The following is a 21,843-nucleotide window of genomic DNA, read 5'->3' on the forward strand; positions in this document are numbered from 1 at the left end:
GGAGTATTCGAGCATGTAGAGCGGCGCCGGGGTGCTGTACTCGACGACGTACCGCCCAGGCGCCAGGGGCACCGGCAGAGCGTTCGTACGGGCCTGCGCCTCCGCCGAGCCGTCTTGTGCCTCCGACGCGCTGTCGAAGAGGACCCAGTCGCTCCCGACCTCGAGGGCGTCGGCGAGCTTCTCGCTCACGACGAAAGACTCGGGCTTCCGCGGGCGGAGCTTCCTGTGCGGACGCAGCAGCACCCCACCGCCGTCCATCGGGACCCAGCCGGTCGGAGTGCCCCCTGGCAGCAGCAGCGCCTTCGTGCCGAAGAGGGACGCGATCCGCGGGCCGACCAGCTCGGTCTCTTCTTGCTGCCGGAGCGCTTTGAAAACCGGGTTCGCCTTCGCAAACTCCCGCGCCACACGCTCGGCGAGCGTCGCAGGAGCAAAGACCAACGGCCCGTGAACCCAGTATTGATTGCCGACTAGCTTCATGTTCGACCCCTCAGAGCATAGACTGGAATTAGCGGTAGCAGGATATCGGGGACGCCTCGTGGGACGATCGGGGCCGCATGCTGGGCGAGGTGTTGCTCGCCATCTCGGATGCGCGGCGTTCCTCGGGTCGACCCCACCACCACCGCAAGGTTAGGCAGCGCCGCGACGACTCTCCGTTCCTTTTCAACGACTTGCGCGTACGGGCGCTCGCGGCACGCCGCGAAGCATGGTAACTGAAGTGACCATGGACCGCCTCGTGGTCGTGGGCGCGCGAGAGCACAACCTGAAGAACGTCTCGCTGTCGCTCCCTCGCGGCAAGCTCGTCGTCTTCACGGGCCCGAGCGGCTCGGGCAAGTCGTCGCTCGCGTTCGACACCATCTACGCCGAGGGGCAGCGCCGCTACGTCGAGTCGCTCTCGGCCTACGCGCGGCAGTTCCTCGAGCAGCTCGGCAAGCCCGACGTCGAGCGGATCGACGGCCTCTCGCCGGCCATCGCGATCGAGCAGCGGCCGCTCTCTCGCTCGCCGCGCTCCACCGTCGGCACGGTGACCGAGATCGCCGACTACCTGCGGCTGCTCTTCGCGCGCGTCGGTGTGCCCCACTGCCCGAGCTGCGGAAAACGCATCGAGGCCCAGACCGTCCAGCAGATCACCGACCGCATCGCGGGGCTCGGCGAGGGCTCGCGGCTGTCGCTGCTCGCGCCCATCTGCCGCGCGCGCAAGGGCGAGCTCAAGCTCGAGCTCGAGCGCCTGCGGCGAGAGGGCTTCGTGCGCGCGCGCATCGACGGCCAGCTCGTCGACCTCGGCGACGACCTCGCGCTCGACCGCTCGAGGCCCCACGACCTCGACGTGGTGGTCGACCGCGTCGTGCTGAAGGAGGGCGTCCTCGGCAGGCTCACCGACAGCGTCGAGCTCGCGCTGAAGCTCGGCGAGGGCCGCCTCCTCGTGCTCCCCGCGCTCCCCGCCGAAGGCGCGCCGCTCTGGCTCTCGGAGCGCTTCGCGTGCGTCGACTGCGGCGTCTCGCTGCCGCCCATCGAGCCTCGGCTCTTCTCGTTCAACGGCCCCCACGGCGCCTGCCCCTCGTGCGACGGCCTCGGCGCTCGCACGGCCATCGAGCCTCGGCGCGTCATCGGCGAGCCTCACCGCACGCTGCGCGAGGGCGTCGTGCTCGCGTGGGGCCGCCGCGGCAGCGTCGCCCTCGCGATGGAGTGCGCCCGCGCGACCGCGGCCCTCTCGGTCGACGCCGACGTGCCGTGGCAGCAGCTCTCGGAGGCGCACCGCGAGGCGCTGCTGTTCGGTGTGGACCCCGCGTCGAGCAAGAAAGACAGCGCGAGCGCGAGCGCGACCACGCGACAGTCAAAGAGCAAGAAGCAGGCGGCGACGACCGCGTACGAGGGGATCGTCCCGCGGCTCGAGGCCAGGCTCGCCGGGCAGTCGCTCACGACGCGAGAACGCGACGGCGGCGACGACGCGGAGCCCGACGAGACCGAGGGCGCCATCGCCGACGACGAGCTCGGGCGGTTCTCCGAGGTGCGCACGTGCGCCGCCTGCGGCGGCCTTCGACTGAGGCCCGAGGCGCTCGCGGTGCGCCTCGCCGGCCGCGACATCACCACCCTCGGCGCGCTGCCGCTCGACCGCCTCGCGGCCCTCGTGCGCGACCTCGAGTCCGACGCGGCCGCGCTGACGCCCCGCGAGCGGACCATCGCCGAGCCGCTCCTCAAGGCGATCGGCGCCCGCATCGGCTTCCTCGTGGAGGTGGGCCTCGGGTACCTCTCGCTCGACCGCAGCGCGCAGACGCTCTCCAGCGGCGAAGGCCAGCGCATCCGCCTCGCGACGCAGATCGGAGCCGCGCTGGTAGGCGTGCTCTACGTGCTCGACGAGCCGTCGGTGGGGCTCCACGCGCGCGACAACGCGCGCCTCATCGAGGCCCAGCTCCGCCTCCGCGATCTCGGCAACACCGTGCTCGTCGTCGAGCACGACCGCGAGGCGATCCTCGCGGCCGACCACGTGGTCGACCTCGGCCCCGGCGCCGGGGCGCACGGCGGCCACGTCGTCGCCGAGGGCACGCCGGCAGAGCTCATGGCGAACCCGGCTTCGGTCACCGGGCCGTGGCTCTCCGGCGACCGCGCGCTCTCCCTGCCGGCGGCGCGACGGAAGGCGCGCAGCGGTCACCTCTCGATCGTCGGGGCGCGCGCGCACAACCTGAAGAACGTGGACGTCGACGTCCCGCTCGGCCTCTTCACCTGCTTCACCGGGGTCTCGGGCTCGGGCAAATCGAGCCTCGTGGTCGACACCCTGCTGCCGGCCGTTCGCTCGGTGAAGTACGGCGCGCAGGGCGCCGTCGGCGACTGCGACAAGGTGCTCGGCCTCGACCTCGTCGACAAGGTCGTGAGCATCGACCAGGCCCCCATCGGCCGCACGCCGCGCTCGAACCCGGCCACCTACACCGGCGTCTTCGCGCTGCTCCGTGAGCTCTACGCGTCGCTCCCGGAGGCCCGGGCGCGCGGCTACAAGCCCGGGCGCTTCTCGTTCAACGTGAAGGGCGGGCGGTGCGAGGCCTGCCAGGGCGACGGCGTCCTGCGCGTCGAGATGCACTTCTTGCCCGACCTCTTCGTGACCTGCGACGCTTGCTCAGGGCGGCGCTACAACCGCGAAACTCTTGAAGTAAAGTACCGAGGACTCTCGGTGGCCGACGCCCTCGACCTCACCGTCGAGGCCGCGCTCGCCACCTTCGACACCCTCCCCAACGTGCGAGTCCGCCTCGAGGCCCTCGCGCGGGTCGGCCTCGGCTACCTCACCCTCGGGCAGGCGGCGACGACCCTCTCGGGCGGCGAGGCGCAGCGCGTGAAGCTGGCGCGCGAGCTGGCCCGCACCGCGACCGGGCAGACCCTCTATGTGCTCGACGAGCCCACCACGGGCCTCCACTTCGGCGACATCGAGGTGCTCCTCGTGGCCCTTCAGGGGCTCGCCGACCTGGGCAACACCGTGGTCGTCATCGAGCACAACCTCGACGTCGTCGCGTGCGCCGACTGGGTGGTCGACGTGGGCCCGGACGGCGGCGAGCTCGGCGGCCAGATCGTGGCGGTGGGCACGCCCGAGGCGATCGCCGCCCACCCCACGTCGCACACCGGGCGTTACCTCGCGCCCGTGCTCGCGCGCGCAGGCACGCAGGCGGAAGGGAAGCGCGCCGGCGCGAAGAAGACCGGCACAAAGGCAAAGCCCGCGACCTCGGCCGGTGCGGCGGGTCACGGGCGGCGCCCCTAGCTAGCAGCCTGTTGATTTACGGACCGAGGCCCGGCGTCGTCGGCGCGGAATCGGGCCAGGCGCGAAGCTCGGCGCTACGAGTAGTCTTTCTCTTGCCGCTCTTGGTCTTCCTTGCAGCGGATGCAGAGCGTGGTCTCCGGTCGAGCCTCGAGGCGCTTCACGCCGATCTCTTCCTCGCACGACTCGCAGGTGCCGAACGACCCGTCCTCGACCTTGCGGAGCGCCTTCTCGATTTTATCGAGGAAGACCTTCTCGCGGCCGCGGAGGCGGAACGTGAAGCTCTGCAGGTACTCGCTCGACGCGAGGTCCATTTCGTCGGGGAGGTCGTTCGAGTCGAGCGACATGTCCTCCTCGAGGGTCTGCTTCGCCTTCTTGACGATCTCGTCTCGCTTTTCGACCAGGAGGGTCTTGAACTTCTTCAGCTGCTGCTTGTTCATGCCCGAACCAACCTTTCCGACCCTGCGCACAACGGCCTAGGGAGAACACGGTCCCCTCCGCATTCGGGGGCGAAACACGGTAAGCATGTCCAGTCCCCAGGTCAACGGTCGACTTCCGGCGCAACGATCAAGGGGCCAAGCCCCCGCGACGCGCGCGCGCGCTGTCTCTCTCGTCGGCGTCGACGAGAACGGCCTCGGCCCGCTGCTCGGGCCGCTGGTCGTCACCGCGGTGCTCGCGCGCGCGACGCCCGCGGGCGAGCGCCTCGCGAGCCGCAAGCTCCGCGGCCCGCTCGCGGAGCGCGTGGGCGACTCGAAGGCGCTCGTGGGCTACGGGCACGCGGCGCTCGGCGAGGCGTGGGCGCGGGCGTTCGCGCGGCTCGAGGGCCCCGATCCTGCGTCGCCCGAGGAGCTCTTTCAGCGGCTCTCGCTCGACGCGCGAGACGCGCTCGTCGCCCCCTGCCCCGCGCAGCATCGCGACCTCTGCTTCCGAGACGGCGACGCGTTCACCTCCGAGGTCGAGCACGTCGACCAGTGCACGCGCGACCTCGCGGCGCTCGCGCGGCGCGGCATCGAGCTCACCTCGGCGCGGCTCATCGCGCTCTGCAACCGCCGGCTGAACGACGCCGCCGCGCGCGGCACGTCGCGCTTCACGGTCGACCTCCACGCGATGGAGCGCCACGTGCTCGACGCGCGCGCGCGCGCCGGCGAGCCGGTCTACGCCGTGTGCGGAAAGGTAGGGGGCTACGACTACTACAGCCCGCACTTCGGGCCACTCGCGGGGCGCCTCCACGTGACGCTCGCCGAAGGCCGCACCGAGAGCCGCTACGCCTTCCCCGACCTGGGCGAGATCGCGTTCGTGCAAGACGCCGACGCGACGCACGTGCTCGTGGGCCTCGCCTCGCTCGTGGGGAAGTGGGCGCGCGACAGGCTCACCGCGCAGGTGCTCCGGTACCTGCGCGCGCACGCGCCCGAGCTGCCCGACGCGAGCGGCTACCACGACCCGGTGACCAAGCGGCTCGTCGAGAGCTCGCGCGCCGTCCGCGCCGCGCTCGACGTGGAGGACCGCTGCTTTCTCCGCGACGTGGCGAAGGCGGCCCCGAAGCGGCGCGTCTGAAGGAGGCGCGGGCACAGCGCGCTACGCGCGAGGCGCGCCGGCCACGGTGATACCCTCGCCGGCCATGTCCGCCGACACGACGCGCCTGCTCTCCGTCCTCCCCAAGGATCGCCTGCGCCAGCTCGCCCTCGCGCAGGACGTGCGCGTCCCGACGTCGAGCACGCAGGCCTCGCTGGCCGCGCTGCTCGGCGCGTCCGGGAAGCTCACGCCGCGCGTGCTCGCCGAGCGGCTCTTTCGGGACGAGCTCCGCGCCGCGTGCCGGGTCCTTGAGCTGCCGTTCGACGGGAGGTCCCGCGCTGAGCTGGCCGCCCGCCTCCTCGAGGCCCTGGGCGACAAGGACTCGACGCCGCCCTCCGCGCTCTTCGGTACCGGCCCCGCGTCCGCCCTCAAGCCCGGTGCCCTTGTGCGCGCGCGGCACCGGCAGTGGCTCGTCCTCGACGTGATCTCCGCGCCCTCTCCCCCGGCGGACGACCCGGCGCCGCTGTCTCAGCCGTCGCATACACGCGTCTCGGTCGTGTGCCTCGACGACGACGACTCGGGTCGGCGCGCCGAGCTCGTCTGGGAGCGAGAGCTCGGCGCGAAGGTCGTCGAGCCGCACACCGAGGGCCTCGGCGGCGCCGCCACGCTCGACCCGCCGCGCGCGTTCGCGGCGTATTACCACGCGCTCCTCTGGGCGAAGGTCACCGCGGCGGACGCGACGCGGCTTCAGTCGCCGTTTCGCGCGGGGATAAAGCTCTTCAACCACCAGCTCACGCCGCTCCGCAAGGCGCTCGCGCTGCCCCGCGCGAACCTCTTCATCGCCGACGACGTGGGGCTCGGGAAGACCATCGAGGCGGGGCTCGTCGCGTCCGAGCTCGCCCTCCGTCAGCGCGTCGACTTCATGCTCATCGTCTGCCCCGCGTCGGTCGCCCTCCAGTGGAAGGCGGAGATGCAGCGGCGCTTCGGCCTCACCTTCGAGATCTACAGCCGGGCGTTCGTCGCGCGTCGACGGCGCGAGCGCGGCTTCTCGGTGCTGCCCTTCTCCACGAGCGCGCGGTTCATCCTCACGTATCCCCTCTTGCGACGCCCCGAGGTGAAGGAGCCCCTCTTCCAGTTCCTCGGGAAGCGGCGCAAGAAGTCGCTGCTGATCCTCGACGAGGCCCACACGGTCGCTCCCGCGACCTCCCTCCGGTACGCGGTCGACTCCAAGATCACCAAGACCGCGCGCGAGCTCGCGCCCAAGTTCGAGAATCGTCTATTCCTCTCTGCGACTCCCCACAACGGACACTCGAATAGCTTCTCGGCGCTGCTCGAGCTGCTCGACAACCAGCGCTTCACGCGGGGCGTCCCGATCACCTCCGACAAGGAGCTCGAGCCGGTGATGGTGCGCCGGCTCAAGTCGGACCTGCGCTCGCTCGACGGCGCCGGCACCTTCCCCGAGCGGCGGGTGGTGCGGGTCTCGGTGGGCACCGAGGAGTGCGTAGAGGTCCGGCTCTCCGAGCTGCTGGCCGAATACACCGCCCTCGCCGCCCCCAAGAAGGGGCGCGGGCGCTTCCCGTTCATCAGCCTCCAGAAGCGGCTCTTGTCGTCGGTCGAGGCCTTCGCGCGGACGGTGGAGAAACACGCGCAGGGCGTGGCCGAGCGGGCCGGGGTCGCGGCCGACGAGGAAGACGACGACCTCGAGGGCGCGGCGGACGGAGACGCGGACAGAGACGCGGACGACGCGGGCGAGGACGCGGGCGAGGAGGTCTCGGACGACGTGCTCCTCGAACGCCTCGACGAGGCCACGGAGCTCGCGAGCCGGCGCTCGGGGGCGCTCGATGGGCGCGCGCGCGAGGTGCTCGAGGAGCTCCGCGCCGTCGCGCGGCGAGCGCGCACGCAGCCCTGCCACAAGACCCTCTCGCTCATTCGATGGGTGCAGGAGAACCTCTGCGTGGGCGGCACGTCGACCAAGGCGGGCAGGCTCTCCTGGGGCACCCGCCGCGTGATCGTGTTCACCGAATACGTCGACACGCTGCGCATGCTCCGCGAGGCGCTGCTCGGCGCGCTCGAAGGCCTGCCGCGCCCGGAGGACCACATCCTGGAGCTCACGGGCTCCCTCGGGGAGGACCAGCGCGAAGAGGTGCAGCGCGCGTTCAACGCGCCTCCGAGCGAGGAGCCGGTGCGCATCCTCTTGTGCACCGACGCGGCGCGCGAGGGCCTGAACCTCCAGGCGCACTGCGCGGATCTGTTTCACTTCGATTTGCCCTGGAATCCCGGGCGCATGGAGCAGCGGAACGGGCGCATCGACAGGACTCTTCAGCCGGCGCCGGAGGTGCGCTGTCACTATTTCGTCTATCCCGATCGCAAGGAGGACCTGGTCCTGGCGCGGGTGATGGACAAGGTCGTCACGATTCGTAGCGAGCTCGGCTCGCTCTCGTCGGTGCTGGACGACGCGGTCGAGCGCGCGCTCGAGGCGGGCATCTCCGGCGAGACCGAGCGCCTCGTCGACAAGCTCACGAAGGTGGGCGAGCGGGCCGCGCGGGCCGAGGTGGCGCAGCGCGAGCTCGAACAGACCCGTACGCTCGCCAAGCTGAAGAGAGAGACCGACGCGTCGGCGCGCGCCCTCGAGCGCTCGCGCGAGGGGCTGCGGCTCACCGCCGAGGCGCTCGCCGAGCTCGTCGACCAGGGGCTCCGCCTCGCGGGGACGAGCGGGCTCATTCCCGTGTCGGGGGTCCAAGGCGCCTACACGTTGCCTCCGCTCCCGGCGAGCTGGACCGAGACCCTCGACTCCGTCCGGGTAGGGCGCCGTCGCGACGAGTCGCTCTGGGACTGGCGACGAAAGCCCCTGTTGCCCGTGGTGTTCGAGCCCCCCGTGCTCTACGGCGACGCGTCGGCGCACCTCCACCTCGCGCACCCGCTCGTGCTCCGCATTCTCTCCCGCTTTCGGGCGCAGGGGCACTCGGCCCACGATCTCGGCCGCGTGACCGTGGTGCGCGCGAAGGGCGCCATGCCGCGCGCGGTGTGCTTCGGTCGCCTCTCGCTCTTCGGCGAGGGCGCGCGCATTCTCCACGATGAGCTCGTGAGCGTGGCGGCGGACTGGCTCGAGTCCAAAGAAGACGGCCACCTCGAGCGCTACGACGAGGAGAAGGAGCAGCGCCTCCTCGACGAGCTCGAGGGGCTGTGGGGGAGCCGGAGCGACGGGCAGAACAGCACGCGGAACGACGTGCCCCCCGCCGTCGCGCAGAAGCTCGCGGCCTCGGCCCAGGGCGACTTCGCGCGCATGTGGGTCGACGTGGCGGCGGAGGCGGAAGACCTCGCGAAGAAGGCCGAGCAAGCGCTCGCGCTGCGGGGAAAGGAGGAGTCCATCGCGCTCGTGCGCATCCTCGACGAGCAGCGCGAGGCCATCCAGCGGAGGCTCGACGACACGCAGATGCCCCTCTTGCTGAGCGAGCCGGACGAGACCGACGCGACGGCCAAGCGTGAGCGTGGGCAGTGGAACGACGAGCGCCGGGCCATGCGCGAGAGGCTCGTCGCCCTGGAGGCAGAGCGGCGCGCCGAGCCTCCGCAGATTGAGGCCTCGTACCAAGTGTTGCGGCGGCGCCTCGTGCCGGTGGGGCTCGTGTACTTGTGGCCCGAGACGCGCGGGTAGCGGGGCGAAGGCAGGGTGAAGCGCCGTCCCCGGACACCGGTGTGGCGGCCGTGACGAGGGCTCGGGGCGGGCTGACCGAGAAACTTCGCGCCCTGGGGCCCGGCACACGCCCTGCAAGCCGCACCCCATGCAGCCCGCGGCGAGGTGGCCTACCATGTCCCCTATGACGATCGAACCTCTGCGTCGGGACGACCCTGGTCACTCAGGGAAGTCCACTCGTCCGGACGTGAAGTACGTCCGCCCGATTCGGCCGCTGCACTTCCCTGCCAGCGATCCGGAGTGGGACATGGGCCAGAGTCATCGACACCTGCGGCTGTGCGAGGTGCTGTATCAGCTGCTGTGCGGGGTGCTCCCCGGCGAGCACGCGGCGGTGGGGGCGGACCAGTTCGTCTATTTCGATCCTCGGGATCCGCGCCGAAAGTGCGCGCCGGACGCGTTCGTGAAGCTCGGCGTGCCCGCGCAGGCGATCACCTCGTGGAAGACCTGGGAGAGGGGCGCCCCGGACCTCTGCGTGGAGATCCTGAGCCCGTCGGACACCGAAGAGAAGCAGACGCTCCAGGAGAAGCTCGAGCGGTTCGGGGCCATGGGAGTGCTCGAGGTGGTGGTGTTCGACGCGGACGCGCCGGTCGGCGCGCGCATTCGTGCGTGGGAGTCGGTGAAGGGGGACCTCGTGGAGCGCGTCGTGGAGAAGGAGAGCACCTTCAGCGTCGTGCTTCGCAAGTGGTTCGTGGTCGCGCCGTACCTGGCCGAGGGTCTCCCCGCGATCTTCCGGCTCGAGGCGGCCCTGCGCCTCGCCGACGACGAGGACGGGACGAGCCTCGTGCCCACTCCCGACGATCACCGCCTCGCCGAAGAGACCGCCCGCGCAGCCGCCGAGGCCGCCCGCGCCGACGCCGCGGAGGCCGAGCTCGCGAGGCTCCGCGGGCGGCGAGGGTGACGACCGCGGGCTGACCGGCCGTCCCCGGACACCGGTGTGGCGGCCGTGACGAGGGCTCGGGGCGGGCTGACCGAGAAACTTCGCGCCCTGGGGCCCGGCACACGCCCTGCAAGCCGCACCCCATGCAGCCCGCGGCGAGGTGGCCTACCATGTCCCCTATGACGATCGAACCTCTGCGTCGGGACGACCCTGGTCACTCAGGGAAGTCCACTCGTCCGGACGTGAAGTACGTCCGCCCGATCCGGCCGCTGCACTTCCCTGCCAGCGATCCGGAGTGGGACATGGGCCAGAGTCATCGACACCTGCGGCTGTGCGAGGTGCTGTATCAGCTGCTGTGCGGGTGCTCCCCGGCGAGCACGCGGCGGTCGGGGCGGACCAGTTCGTCTATTTCGATCCGCAAGACCCGCGTCGAAAGTGCGCGCCGGACGCGTTCGTGAAGCTCGGCGTGCCCGCGCAGGCGATCACCTCGTGGAAGACCTGGGAGAGGGGCGCCCCGGACCTCTGCGTGGAGATCCTGAGCCCGTCGGACACGCAAGAGAAGCAGACGCTCCAGGAGAAGCTCGAGCGGTTCGGGGCCATGGGCGTGCTCGAGGTGGTGGTGTTCGACGCGGACGCGCCGGTCGGCGCGCGCATTCGCGCGTGGGAGTCGGTGAAGGGGGACCTCGTGGAGCGCGTCGTGGAGAAGGAGAGCACCTTCAGCGTCGTGCTTCGCAAGTGGTTCGTGGTCGCGCCGTACCTGGCCGAGGGTCTCCCCGCGATCTTCCGGCTCGAGGCGGCCCTGCGCCTCGCCGACGACGAGCACGGGACGAGCCTCGTGCCCACTCCGGACGATCACCGCCTCGCCGAAGAGACCGCCCGCGCAGCCGCCGAGGCCGCCCGCGCAGCCGCCGAGGCCGCCCGCGCCGACGCCGCGGAGGCCGAGCTCGCGAGGCTCCGCGGGCGGCGAGGGTGACGACCGCGGGCTGACCGGCCGTCCCCGGACACCCGGGCGGGCGTCCGTGACGAGGGCGCGGGGCGGGCTGACCGAGAAACTTCGCGCCCTGGGGCCCGGCACACGCCCTGCAAGCCGCACCCCATGCAGCCCGCGGCGAGGTGGCCTACCATGTCCCCTATGACGATCGAACCTCTGCGTCGGGACGACCCTGGTCACTCAGGGAAGTCCACTCGTCCGGACGTGAAGTACGTCCGCCCGATCCGGCCGCTGCACTTCCCTGCCAGCGATCCGGAGTGGGACATGGGCCAGAGTCATCGACACCTGCGGCTGTGCGAGGTGCTGTATCAGCTGCTGTGCGGGGTGCTCCCCGGCGAGCACGCGGCGGTCGGGGCAGACCAGTTCGTCTATTCGATCCGCAAGACCCACGTCGAAAGTGCGCGCCGGACGCGTTCGTGAAGCTCGGCGTGCCCGCGCAGGCGATCACCTCGTGGAAGACCTGGGAGAGGGGCGCCCCGGACCTCTGCGTGGAGATCCTGAGCCCGTCGGACACCGAAGAGAAGCAGACGCTCCAGGAGAAGCTCGAGCGGTTCGGGGCCATGGGAGTGCTCGAGGTGGTGGTGTTCGACGCGGACGCGCCGGTCGCCGCGCGCATTCGTGCGTGGGAGTCGGTGAAGGGGACCTCGTGGAGCGCGTCGTGGAGAAGGAGAGCACCTTCAGCGTCGTGCTTCGCAAGTGGTTCGTGGTCGCGCCGTACCTGGCCGAGGGTCTCCCCGCGATCTTCCGGCTCGAGGCGGCCCTCCGCCTCGCCGACGACGAGCACGGGACGAGCCTCGTGCCCACTCCGGACGAGCGCCGCCTCGCCGATGAGACCGCCCGCGCCGACGCCGAGGCCGCCCGCGCAGCCGCCGAGGCCGCCCGCGCCGACGCCGCGGAGGCCGAGCTCGCGAGGCTCCGCGGGCGGCGAGGGTGACGACCTCGGGCTGACCGGCCGTCCCCGGACACCGGTGTGGCGGCCGTGACGAGGGCTCGGGGCGGGCTGACCGAGAAACTTCGCGCCCTGGGGCCCGGCACACGCCCTGCAAGCCGCACCCCATGCAGCCCGCGGCGAGGTGGCCTACCATGTCCCCTATGACGATCGAACCTCTTCCCTGCCAGCGATCCGGAGTGGGACATGGGCCAGAGTCATCGACACCTGCGGCTGTGCGAGGTGCTGTATCAGCTGCTGTGCGGGGTGCTCCCCGGCGAGCACGCGGCGGTCGGGGCGGACCAGTTCGTCTATTTCGACCCGCAAGACCCACGTCGAAAGTGCGCGCCGGACGCGTTCGTGAAGCTCGGCGTGCCCGCGCAGGCGATCACCTCGTGGAAGACCTGGGAGAGGGGCGCCCCGGATCTCTGCGTGGAGATCCTGAGCCCGTCGGACACCGAAGAGAAGCAGACGCTCCAGGAGAAGCTCGAGCGGTTCGGGGCCATGGGAGTGCTCGAGGTGGTGGTGTTCGACGCGGACGCGCCGGTCGGCGCGCGCATTCGCGCGTGGGAGTCGGTGAAGGGGGACCTCGTGGAGCGCGTCGTGGGAGAAGGAGAGCACCTTCAGCGTCGTGCTTCGCAAGTGGTTCGTGGTCGCGCCGTACCTGGCCGAGGGTCTCCCCGCGATCTTCCGGCTCGAGGCGGCCCTGCGCCTCGCCGACGACGAGGACGGGACGAGCCTCGTGCCCACTCCCGACGAGCGCCGCCTCGCCGCGGAGAGGTCGAGGGCCGACGCCGCGGAGGCCGAGCTCGCAAGGCTCCGCGAGCGGCTGCGGTGACCCCGCGCCCGCACGGTTTCGCCCGCCCCGACGGTCGCCCCGTGACGTGAGAGGCCTCGCTCGCCGAGGAGCCCGCAGGCGCAGCGAGCAGCGCCCCCGAGGCTGATGTACCCTCGGCCCCCTCATGGCCGAACCCCTCGCGCGCTTTCACGAAACCTGGCTCGGGCTCGCCCAACCCTACGAGGGCCTCGTCGTCTCGATCCCCGTCTTGGTGGACGCGCAGCTCGGCGCCGCGAGCGACGCCTCGGCCTACGAGGCCTTTCGCGCCCTCGCGGGGCTCGAGGGGAAGACCGAGCGGCGCGTGGTGCGCGATCTCCCGCGGTTCTACCGCGAGGTGCTCGGGTTCTCCGCCGACATGTTCGCCGCGCCCGCCGAGTCGCACGCGCTCTACGTCGCCGAGGGGCCCGAGACGCTGCGTCCCTCGTGGGTGCTCACGCCGCGCGACGCAAACGCGGCGAGTGTGCCTGAGGCGTTCGGGATGGAGCTCGGGCCCGAGGTGTCGCTCGACAAACCCGACGCCACGGCCGCGTGGGTCTATCCGCCCACGGCCAAGCTCGAGAGGCTCCTCCGCCACGCGAAGGTGCCACTCGGCCTGCTCACGAACGGGCGCGAGCTGCGCCTCGTGTACGCCCCCGAGGGCGAGTCCGCCGGGCACGTCACCTTTCGGTTCGACGACGCCGCGAAGGTCGACGGGAAGCCCCTGTTCGACGCGATGCGCGCGCTCGTGTCGGCGCGGAGCTTCTACGGGGCCCGCGCGGGTGCCTCGCTCCGCGAGCTCTGCGAGGCGAGCCGCTCGCGTCAGCTCGACGTCACCCAGGCGCTCGCGAAGCAGGTGCTCGACGCGCTGGAGGTCCTGGTGCACGGCTTCGGCAAGGCCGAGGAGCGCGACAAGCTCGGAGCGCTCCAGATCGCCCGCGAAGAGGGCACGCTCACGCGCGGGTTGCTCACGCTCTTGCTACGGCTCGTGTTCCTTCTTTATGCCGAAGATCGTGGGCTGTTGCCCACCGACCACCCGCTGTTCGACGGGATGTACAGCTTGTTCGGGATGTTCGCGCGGCTCACGGCGGACCGGCAGGCTTTTCCGGACTCGATGGGGCACAGGTTCGGGGCTTATGGGGAGCTCGTGGCGCTCTTTCGAGCCGTGTATTTCGGGGTGAACGTGCCGTACGGTGAGCGCGAGCCGCTGCTCATGCCTCCGCGCAAGGGCGAGCTGTTCGAGCCGGAGCGGTATCCCTTCCTCGAGGGGTGGCTCGCGGGGGGCGCGCCCACCGACGAAGAGGCGCGGGCCGAGGCGCGCGTGCCCACTGTGGACGACGGGACGATCTTGGGCGTGCTCGAGCGGCTCATCGTGTTCGAGGGGCAGCGGCTCTCGTACGCCACGCTCGACGTGGAGCAGATCGGGAGCGTGTACGAGGGGCTCATGGGGTTCGACGTGCACGTGGCCGAGGCGCCCAGCGTGCGCATCGGGCCCTCGCGCGCGTGGGTGTCGGCGGAGGCGCTCGCCGAGCTCCCTGCGCGCGAGCGTGCGCGGTTTCTTCAAGACGAGACCGGCCTCGCCAAGGCGCAGGCGGCGAAGCTCGCGGAGGCGTTTTCTGCGGCGATCGAGGCCCTCACCCCCAGCCCCTCTCCCACCAGGGGAGAGGGGAGCCAGAAGGAGAGTGGGCTCGAGGTGCTGGCGGCGGCGCGGGTGAAGGGCACCGAGGTCGCGCTCCCGGGGACTCTCCTGCTCCAGCCGGGGCCCGAGCGTCGACGCACGAGCTCGCACTACACGCCCCGCTCGCTCTCGGCCCCCATCGTCCGCCGCACCCTGGAGCCCCTGCTGCGCGTGCTGGGCGAGAACCCCACAGCGGAGCAGCTCCTGTCGCTCAAGGTGTGCGATCCCGCGATGGGCTCCGGCGCCTTCCTGGTCGAGGCCTGCCGCGTGCTAGGCGCCGAAGTCGAAGCCGCGTGGCGCAGGCAGGAAACCGCAGATTCAACAGGGGGCCCACTTAGGGGGAGTGTGAGGGGGAACGCCTCACAACCCGACGTATCGAGCCGGATCGAAGTGGGTGACCTGACCCTCGAGGCGAGGAGACGCGTCGCCGAGACATGCCTCTACGGAGTCGACAAAAACCCTGACGCCGTCATCCTCGCAAAGCTCTCCCTCTGGCTGGTGACCCTCGCCAAGGACAAACCCTTCTCCTTCCTGGACCACGCCCTAAAGAGCGGCGACTCCCTGGTGGGCCTGTCCCTCGCGCAAATCGAGGCCTTCACCTACGCGCCCGTCACCGCCCCCGCGGAAACCGCGAGCAAGCCCGTCAACGCCAAGGCCAAACGAGCCAAGCACGACCCCCTCCCGGGCCAACTGACCCTGTTCACCAGCCTCATCGAGGGAGAGCTCCGAGAGGCCATCTCGCTAAGGCACCGCCTAGAAAAACTGGCAGAGCTGTCGACCCCCGACGCCGTCGCCGAGAAGGCCTGGCTCGCCCAGGACTCGGACGACGCCCTCCGGCGCGTGAAGCGCATCGCCGACGTCATCGTGGGGGCCTTCTTCGCCCACGGGAAAGACAAGGACCGGCTCGCCGAGCTCCAGCGTCGCAAAGACCGCGTGGACCACTGGCTCGCCACGCGCGACATCGAGCCCCCCGCCGAGATCGTGGAGTGGCAGCGCGCCCTGCACGAGAAGGTGAACGTGTTCCACTGGCCGCTCGAGTTCCCCGAGGTGTTCTGGCCCGGCAGGCCGGACCCGCTGGACGGAGGAAAGACCGAGGAGCCCGCGTGTTTCGACGCCTTTGTGGGGAACCCGCCGTTTGCGGGGAAGAACGGCATCGCGGCGATGGGGGGCCAAGGTCTCGTCGATTGGCTTCCTACTGTGCACCCCGGTGCGCACGGGAACGCGGACTACAGCGCCCACTTCTTTCGCCGCGCCGACACGCTGCTTGGCCAACATGGCACGATCGGGCTCATCGCGACGAACACGATCGCGCAGGGCGACACGCGGGCGACCGGGCTTCAGGCGTTGGTGGAGTCGGGTGCCGTCATTTATGACGCCAAGCCCAACATGCCGTGGCCTGGGAGAGGCCGCGGTGACCGTATCGGCGGCGTGTTTGGCGAGCGGAAGCACCACCGTGGGCGATGGCGCCGACTTGCGGCCTCGGGGTCGGCGTTCAAGATCAACTCGCAGCTACCCGCAACCGGCGATCGAGGATCCCGTCGCCCTGGCGGCAACGCGGCCGAGCGTTCCAAGGCGCGGTGGTCCGCGGGAAGGGTTTCTCCTCACGCCCGGGGAGCGCGACGCACTGTGACTCGGGATCCAGGAATGCGCGAGCGAACTCGACTACCTCGGCGGCGAAGACGTGAACACGAGCCCCACGGAGTCCGCCACACCGCTGGGTGATCGCCTTCGGCAGCATGACGCTCGAAGAGGCGGAGGCGTGGCCCGACCTCCTCGCCATTGTCCGCGAGAAGGTGAAGCCCGAGCGCGACAAGAACAACCGCGAAGTGCGGCGCAAGTACTGGTGGCGCTTCGGCGAGACGGCGCCCGCGCTGCACGCCGCCATCGCCCCCCTCAAGCGTTGCCTCGTCACCTCCCAGGTCTCCAAACACCTCCTCTTCTCCTACCAGCCCACCGACCGCATCTTCTCGCACGCGCTCTACGTCTTCCCCCTCGAGCCCTACACGTCCTTCGCGGTGCTCCAGTCGCGCATCCACGAGCCCTGGGCGCGGCTCTTGTCGTCGTCCATGAAGACCGACTTGCGCTACTCGGCCTCGGACTGCTTCGCGACCTTCCCGTTCCCCCGCCCGGATCCGCGCACGATCCTCCCCGCGGTGGAGGCCGCCGGCGAGGCCTTCTACGCGGCGCGTGCGGAGTACATGCTTCGCGAGAACGTGGGGCTCACCGTGACGTACAATCGCCTCAAGGACCCCGCGAACGACACCCCCGAGGTGGCCCGGCTGCGGGCGCTCACCGAGGCCATGGACCGCGCCGTGCTCGAGGCCTACGGGTGGGGCGAGCTGGATGTGCCGCCGTACTGCGCGGGCGCCGGCGCCGCGACGGCCGACGAGGACCGCGAGGCGCAGAGAGCCTTCGCCGACGCCGTGGTGGAGCGGCTCTACGCGCTGAACGCGGAGCGGGCGAAAGAAGAGGCGCGGGGGGTGGGCAAGAAGGAAAGCAAGACCAAGAGGGCGGGCAGCGCGAAGAGGCGCGAGGAATGAAGCCGGGAGGGAGCGAGGGCGGGCGCGGACGTGGGAAGCGTGGGCGAGCCGAAGGCGAGGGTGGCCTTTGAACCGACGGGGGAAGGCGCCGACATGTCCCAGCCCAGAGCCACGGCGTTGGCTCTTTGACGAAGGAGGATCCCTCGTGGTCCTCGCCCAGCCTGCGTTCCACTGCGTGAAGGCCGCCTCGCTGGCCTGGGAGGCGGAGCGTCGCGCCTCCGACACACACGGCTGGCCCTGGGAGGGCGTGCTGCGGAACAAGGAGCACTGCGTCTATTCGCTCGAAGAGGAGGATGAGGAGGACGAGGACGAGGCGCGCGTGCCAAGGATCCGAGCGCTCTTCGCAGCGCGCCCGAAGCTCCTTACCCTCGAGGCGGGGCCTACCCTTCGCCTTGACTACTTCCAAATCGATCCCGGCGAGCGCGGTGGCACCCTCGGAACATTCGCGTTCTCAGCCTTCGCGCGGTTCTGCCTCGACCGTGGAGCCGAAGCTCTCGTGCTTGGCTCGCTGCCCGCCGAGAAGGTCGTCCTCTGGTACGAGAAACGCGGAGGGGCTCGAGGGGAACCCGCGGATTGGAAGCCGGCAAAGAACCTCGTCGCCGTTCATTTCTCACATGGTAAGCTCGAAGAGCTAGCGGGGTACGCCGATGGTCTCGAAGAAGCGAACGCGTGAAGAAGCGATGGCCTGGGCACGGAGTCTGATCGACCCTGGCGAGCCGAGCGTGCTCGCGTGGTTGCCTCTCGAGGCCAGCGAAGGCGAAGCAGCGGCTCAGGTCCTCGTCGGGGCCCTCTCGTCGAGTCGCGTAAAGGCGGTCGCCGCCCATCTCGACCGCCTCGCAGCACTGCAGCTCCAAGAGCGCGGACAGGCCCGTGTGCCTCGTCGCGCCTCGAGCCGTGGCTAGGCCGCGCACGCTCGCGGCGGCGGCGCTCGCGAAGACGTCTCTGTCCCCGGAGATCCAGGCAGAGCTTGAGGCCACCCGCGTCGAAATCGAGGGCGCCTACCGCGACTATCTGGTGACCCTGCATCAGACGCTGAAGCTCCAAGCCTCGGCGCTCGACCGCATCCAGCACACGCTTGCGCTCCTGGTCGAGCACGCCGCGCCGGAGCTCAGGGGTCGCGTCCCGGGCCTTCGCCTGGCCCAGCCGGGGGAGGCCCCCGACGTGGCCACGGTGAGCGTGGGTGTCGCCGATCCGATCGGGCAGGGCTACGCCTTGGGACAGAAGGAGCTCGCCGTGGCGCTTCGCTGCACACAGACCGACGTCTCCAACCTGCTCAAGGCCTTTCCCCTCAAGGGCAACCCCGAGTACGCCGTGATCGTGCGACGAGGAAAGCAACGCGAGATCGTGAACTACCACCCACGTGCGGTGGAGAGGCTCGTGGCCCTCCTCGAGAGCCCTCCCTCCTCGGGCATGTCGACCGCGGTGAAGAAGGTCATCCAACGGATCCAGAAGCGCAGAGGCCTGGGGGCGTAGCCTCCCGTAGCCGCCCTCCAGGCTGCCCTTGCATGCCCCCGAGGGTCGGGCGACCCTGTCGGCGAAATGATGACCACGCCCGCCGACGTCCGCGCGTTCGTCCTCCGCGCCCTCGAGGCCGATCTCGTGGGCCCCTTCCGCGGGCCCGGCAGCCCCGAGCCGGAGCTCCTGCCGCTCCCGCCGTCGCGCTTCTACCTCACCGGGTTCCTCGTGCCCAAGGGGGCGCGCGCCTCCGAGGAGCCGGAGGACGACGACCTCGACGGCCAGGCCGACGAAGAAGACTCGGGCGACGCCGAGGCGGGAAGCGAGGCGCCCCCGAAGCAGCGGCAGTTTCTCCCCTCGTCGTGCGGAATGAGCTTTCTCCTCCCGGAGGGGCCCGACAGCGACACCCTCGAGGTGAGCCTGTCGTGGGCCGAATACACCTCCGGAGAGCCCTACACGGTCCTCGCCAAGCAAAGCAAGAAGCGGGGTGGAGGCACCGTAGAGACCGAGAAGAAGGGGTATCTGCGAAAGCCCCTGATCGAGAAGGTCCTCTCGGTCAGCCTGGGCTCGCTGGCCAAGCTCGGAAAGAGCGAGAAGGGGCTCGACGTCCCGGGCACCGACGGGGTCGTGATCGTGGGCCGCATGACGCGCACCAAGGTCGGCGACACTACCGTCCGCGCGGTGTCGCTCTTCGTGGAGAACGCCCGGGAGGCCCCCGAGGAAGATCGCGAGCTGCGCGAAGAGAAGACCCTGTTCCAGGTGGAGCTCCGGGTCGCCTTCGCCGGCGGCATCCTCGCCAGGGACACCCGGAGCACCTCGCTCGACCGCGACGGGCGCATCGCGGATCTGCAGTTCCGCGACGTGTGCGAATACGCGGTCGGCCACGGCGTGTCGGTGCGGGTCCTCGAACGGCACGCGAACGGGCAGGACCGTCGCGCCCTCCGCGTGGGCACCTGCTTCGTCCCGCGGGCCGAGGTAAAGAGCGTCCGCGCGCGCACCGAGCTGTCCGGCGAGACCGTGGAGACCCGCATGGGGGAGCTCGCCAAGCTCACCACCGGCCCCGAGGTCGAGCGCGCGCTGGGCGGCCTGCCTCGCGCCTACGAGGCCTGGATCACCGCGATGGAAGCGCGTGGGCAGGAGCTCCCCGAGCCCCACCGGCGAGAGGTGTCGGGCGTCCTCGCCGGCGACGCTCGTCGAGCCCGCGCGCGCATCGAAGAGGGCATTCGTCTCTTGGCCACGAACGACGAGGCTCGGCGCGTGTTCGCGTGGGCGAACCGCTGCATGGCCGACGCCGCGAGGCGCACCCGGCCAAACGACGAGCCCTCGTGGCGCCTGTTCCAGCTCGGCTTCTTGCTGCTCGCGCTGCCGAGCACGCTCGACGGGGGACACCCCGATCGCGAGACCGTCGAGCTCATCTACTTCCCCACCGGCGGTGGCAAGACCGAGGCGTACCTCGGCCTCATCGCGTGTGTGCTCCTCGCGCGTCGCCTCCGTGGCCGCGGGGCTCCCGACGAGGGGCTCGGTGTGGCGGTGCTCCTTCGGTACACCCTGCGACTCCTCACCCTCGACCAGCTGGAGCGCGCCGCGCGCCTCGTGTGCGCCCTCGAGGTGCTGCGCCGCGAGGTCGCGAAGGGCGGAGGTCCGCGAAGCGCCGAGCTCGGCACATCGCGCTTCTCGATTGGCCTCTGGGTCGGCCGCAGCGCCACGGCGAACACCTTCAAGGTCGCCAAGCTGCAGGTCGACGAGTGGAAGGACCAAGAGTCCGGCCGGAGCCCGCTGCCCATCGGCAAGTGCCCGTGGTGCGACACGCTCATCGCGAAAAACCAGGTCACCGTGGACGCACGCGACGACGAAGTGGCCGTGCGCGTCATGTGCGACAACTTCCGGGCGTGCCCCTTCGCGAGCGGTGCGCTGGGCGACGGACTCGGCATTCCGGTGCTCTTCGTGGACGAGCACATCTACCGCGAGCTGCCTGCGTTCTTGCTCTCCACGGTCGACAAATTCGCCATGGTCCCCTGGCGCGCCGAGGCGGGGCTCTTGTTTGGGCAGGCCACGCACAGACTCGCGGGGGTCCCGGCCACGTTCCTCGGTCCGACCGCCACGAAGATCCCGAAGGACGCAAAGCGCCTCGCGCACACGCCGACGGGCGCGACCGGCGCGACGGCCGCGGCACCCGGGACAGCCGCGGCAGCCGGGACAGGCGCGACAGGCCTCGTCGGGCTTCACCCACCGGAGCTCGTGGTGCAGGACGAGCTCCACCTGATCTCCGGCCCTCTCGGCACGATCGTGGGGCTCTACGAGACCGCCATCGGCGCGCTGCTCTCGCGCACGAGGCCCCCCAAGATCCTCGCCTCCACCGCGACGGTGAAGCGCGCCGAAGAGCAGGTGCGCGCCATCTTCGGGCGGGCGCAGACCGACGTCTACCCGCCGGCAGGCATGGACGACGGCGAGACCTTCTTCGCCGAGGTGGCGCACGACCAAGACGGCCGGCTCTACGCGGGTGTCTCGGCGGCGGGGCGATCGCAGAAGCAGCTCCTCATACGCGTGTATGTGGCGCTCCTCGCCGCCGCCCAGCTCGCGCACGAGGCAGGCATCGTGGACGAACGGGGCCAGAACGTCGCCGACGGCTACGCCACCCTCGTGGGCTATTTCAACAGCCTGCGCGAGCTCGGCGGAATGCGCCGCTTGTGCGACGACGACGTGCTGACACGCCTCGAGCTGCGCGCTTCGGTGGACGAAGCCTACGGGCGCGTGCCGGTCGACTGGCCCAAGGGCGAACCTCACCCCTTCGCGCGGACCCGCGCGCTGCGCGAGACCATCGAGCTCACGAGCCGCGAGCAGACCGCGACGATCGCGGACCACAAGACCCGCCTGGGCCACCCGTATGCCCACGAGGACCACGTGGACGTGGTGCTCGCGAGCAACATGATCTCGGTCGGCGTCGACATCCCTCGGCTCGGGCTCATGGTGGTGGCCGGACAGCCCAAGACCGTGAGTGAATACATCCAGGCCACGAGCCGCGTCGGCCGCGGAAAATCCCCGGGGTTGGTGGTCACCTGCCTCAGCGCGGCGAAGGCGCGCGATCGTTCGCACTACGAGCGCTTCGAGGTGGTGCACGAGAGCTTCTACCGGTTCGTCGAGGCGCAGAGCCTCACGCCCTTCTCGGACCAGGCGCTACGGCGAGCGCTGGCCGGCGCGGTGCTCGCGCTCGCGCGGCACGCGGACGTCGCGCTCACGCCTGGGCCCGCGGCGATGGACATCGCCTGTCACCCGGCGCTCGCCGAGCGCATCGCCGAGACGTTCGCGGTCCGCGCGAAGGTGCACGCGCGCGCCGAACGCGACGACGAGGCGCGCCTCACCCAGAACGTCCGCGACGGCGTGCTGAACCTGCTGGGCGCGTGGAAGAAGGTCGTGGGCGAGCATGAGTCGAAGCTGCGTTACTCGCCCCTCGACGGAAAGAAGACGGGAGACCGCAGTTTGCTGTTCACGAAGACCGACGCCGATCCGGAGTCGATGACCCCCGACGCCAGGCGCTTCGCCGCCGGCATGTCCATGCGCGACGTGGAGGCCTCCACCCACGTGTGGCTCGATAGGAACGCACGATGAGCGCACCGAAGACAC

12 protein-coding genes and 1 pseudogene are annotated in these 21,843 nt (G+C 70.8%); 12 read left to right on the plus strand and 1 reads right to left on the minus strand.

Annotation, left to right across the window (positions count from 1 at the left end; translation table 11 throughout):
- Positions 1-721 precede the first annotated feature (721 nt).
- Positions 722-3,739, plus strand: coding sequence for an excinuclease ABC subunit UvrA (gene uvrA, locus IPQ09_22135; protein MBL0196875.1), 3,018 nt, complete (start codon positions 722-724; stop codon positions 3,737-3,739).
- 74 nt (positions 3,740-3,813) lie between these two features.
- On the opposite strand, the gene IPQ09_22140 is transcribed toward uvrA, so the two are convergent.
- Positions 3,814-4,176, minus strand: a complete 363-nt coding sequence (locus IPQ09_22140; GenBank protein ID MBL0196876.1) for a TraR/DksA C4-type zinc finger protein — start codon at positions 4,174-4,176, stop codon at positions 3,814-3,816.
- 85 nt (positions 4,177-4,261) lie between these two features.
- Here IPQ09_22140 and IPQ09_22145 point away from each other — a divergent pair, with 85 nt between their 5' ends.
- The 11 genes and pseudogenes from IPQ09_22145 to IPQ09_22195 all read left to right on the plus strand — a co-directional run bounded on the left by IPQ09_22145 (position 4,262) and on the right by IPQ09_22195 (position 21,828).
- Positions 4,262-5,290 carry a hypothetical protein gene (locus tag IPQ09_22145; protein ID MBL0196877.1) on the plus strand — a complete coding sequence of 343 codons (1,029 nt, stop codon included), beginning with the start codon at positions 4,262-4,264 and terminating at the stop codon, positions 5,288-5,290.
- Between the two features lie 64 nt (positions 5,291-5,354).
- Entirely contained in the window at positions 5,355-8,900 is a 3,546-nt protein-coding gene (locus IPQ09_22150) for a DEAD/DEAH box helicase (GenBank protein MBL0196878.1), read from the plus strand.
- Positions 8,901-9,126: 226 nt separating this feature from the next.
- Positions 9,127-9,837, plus strand: coding sequence for a Uma2 family endonuclease (locus IPQ09_22155; protein MBL0196879.1), 711 nt, complete (start codon positions 9,127-9,129; stop codon positions 9,835-9,837).
- Between the two features lie 334 nt (positions 9,838-10,171).
- Positions 10,172-10,789, plus strand: a complete 618-nt coding sequence (locus IPQ09_22160; GenBank protein ID MBL0196880.1) for a Uma2 family endonuclease — start codon at positions 10,172-10,174, stop codon at positions 10,787-10,789.
- 282 nt (positions 10,790-11,071) lie between these two features.
- Positions 11,072-11,741, plus strand: a pseudogene (locus tag IPQ09_22165) (Uma2 family endonuclease).
- Between the two features lie 201 nt (positions 11,742-11,942).
- A complete protein-coding gene (locus IPQ09_22170; protein ID MBL0196881.1) occupies positions 11,943-12,623 on the plus strand; it encodes a Uma2 family endonuclease in 681 nt (226 codons plus the stop codon).
- A gap of 74 nt (positions 12,624-12,697) precedes the next feature.
- Positions 12,698-15,949 (plus strand): hypothetical protein, encoded by a 3,252-nt coding sequence (locus tag IPQ09_22175; protein MBL0196882.1) that lies wholly within the window; start codon positions 12,698-12,700, stop codon positions 15,947-15,949.
- 14 nt (positions 15,950-15,963) lie between these two features.
- Positions 15,964-16,767: a hypothetical protein gene (locus tag IPQ09_22180; GenBank protein MBL0196883.1), complete on the plus strand. Its 804-nt coding sequence runs from the start codon at positions 15,964-15,966 to the stop codon at positions 16,765-16,767.
- A 175-nt stretch (positions 16,768-16,942) separates the two neighbouring features.
- A complete protein-coding gene (locus tag IPQ09_22185) occupies positions 16,943-17,440 on the plus strand; it encodes a hypothetical protein (GenBank protein ID MBL0196884.1) in 498 nt (165 codons plus the stop codon).
- Between the two features lie 221 nt (positions 17,441-17,661).
- Positions 17,662-18,240, plus strand: coding sequence for a hypothetical protein (locus IPQ09_22190; protein ID MBL0196885.1), 579 nt, complete (start codon positions 17,662-17,664; stop codon positions 18,238-18,240).
- A 66-nt stretch (positions 18,241-18,306) separates the two neighbouring features.
- The gene (locus tag IPQ09_22195; GenBank protein ID MBL0196886.1) at positions 18,307-21,828 is read left to right on the plus strand and encodes a hypothetical protein; all 3,522 of its coding nucleotides are present in this window, start codon (positions 18,307-18,309) and stop codon (positions 21,826-21,828) included.
- Positions 21,829-21,843: the final 15 nt, after the last annotated feature.

It is taken from the genome of Myxococcales bacterium (genome assembly GCA_016720545.1).
In the GTDB taxonomy this organism is placed as follows: Bacteria; Myxococcota_A; Polyangia; order Polyangiales; family Polyangiaceae; genus JAAFHV01.

Excerpts from the sequence above, each read along its gene's own strand:
- uvrA (MBL0196875.1), top strand. The coding sequence starts at position 722 with ATGGACCGCCTCGTGGTCGTGGGCGCGCGAGAGCACAACCTGAAGAAC.
- IPQ09_22140 (MBL0196876.1), bottom strand. The coding sequence starts at position 4,176 with ATGAACAAGCAGCAGCTGAAGAAGTTCAAGACCCTCCTGGTCGAAAAG.
- IPQ09_22145 (MBL0196877.1), top strand. The coding sequence starts at position 4,262 with ATGTCCAGTCCCCAGGTCAACGGTCGACTTCCGGCGCAACGATCAAGG.
- IPQ09_22150 (MBL0196878.1), top strand. The coding sequence starts at position 5,355 with ATGTCCGCCGACACGACGCGCCTGCTCTCCGTCCTCCCCAAGGATCGC.
- IPQ09_22170 (MBL0196881.1), top strand. The coding sequence starts at position 11,943 with ATGGGCCAGAGTCATCGACACCTGCGGCTGTGCGAGGTGCTGTATCAG.
- IPQ09_22175 (MBL0196882.1), top strand. The coding sequence starts at position 12,698 with ATGGCCGAACCCCTCGCGCGCTTTCACGAAACCTGGCTCGGGCTCGCC.
- IPQ09_22180 (MBL0196883.1), top strand. The coding sequence starts at position 15,964 with ATGACGCTCGAAGAGGCGGAGGCGTGGCCCGACCTCCTCGCCATTGTC.
- IPQ09_22195 (MBL0196886.1), top strand. The coding sequence starts at position 18,307 with ATGATGACCACGCCCGCCGACGTCCGCGCGTTCGTCCTCCGCGCCCTC.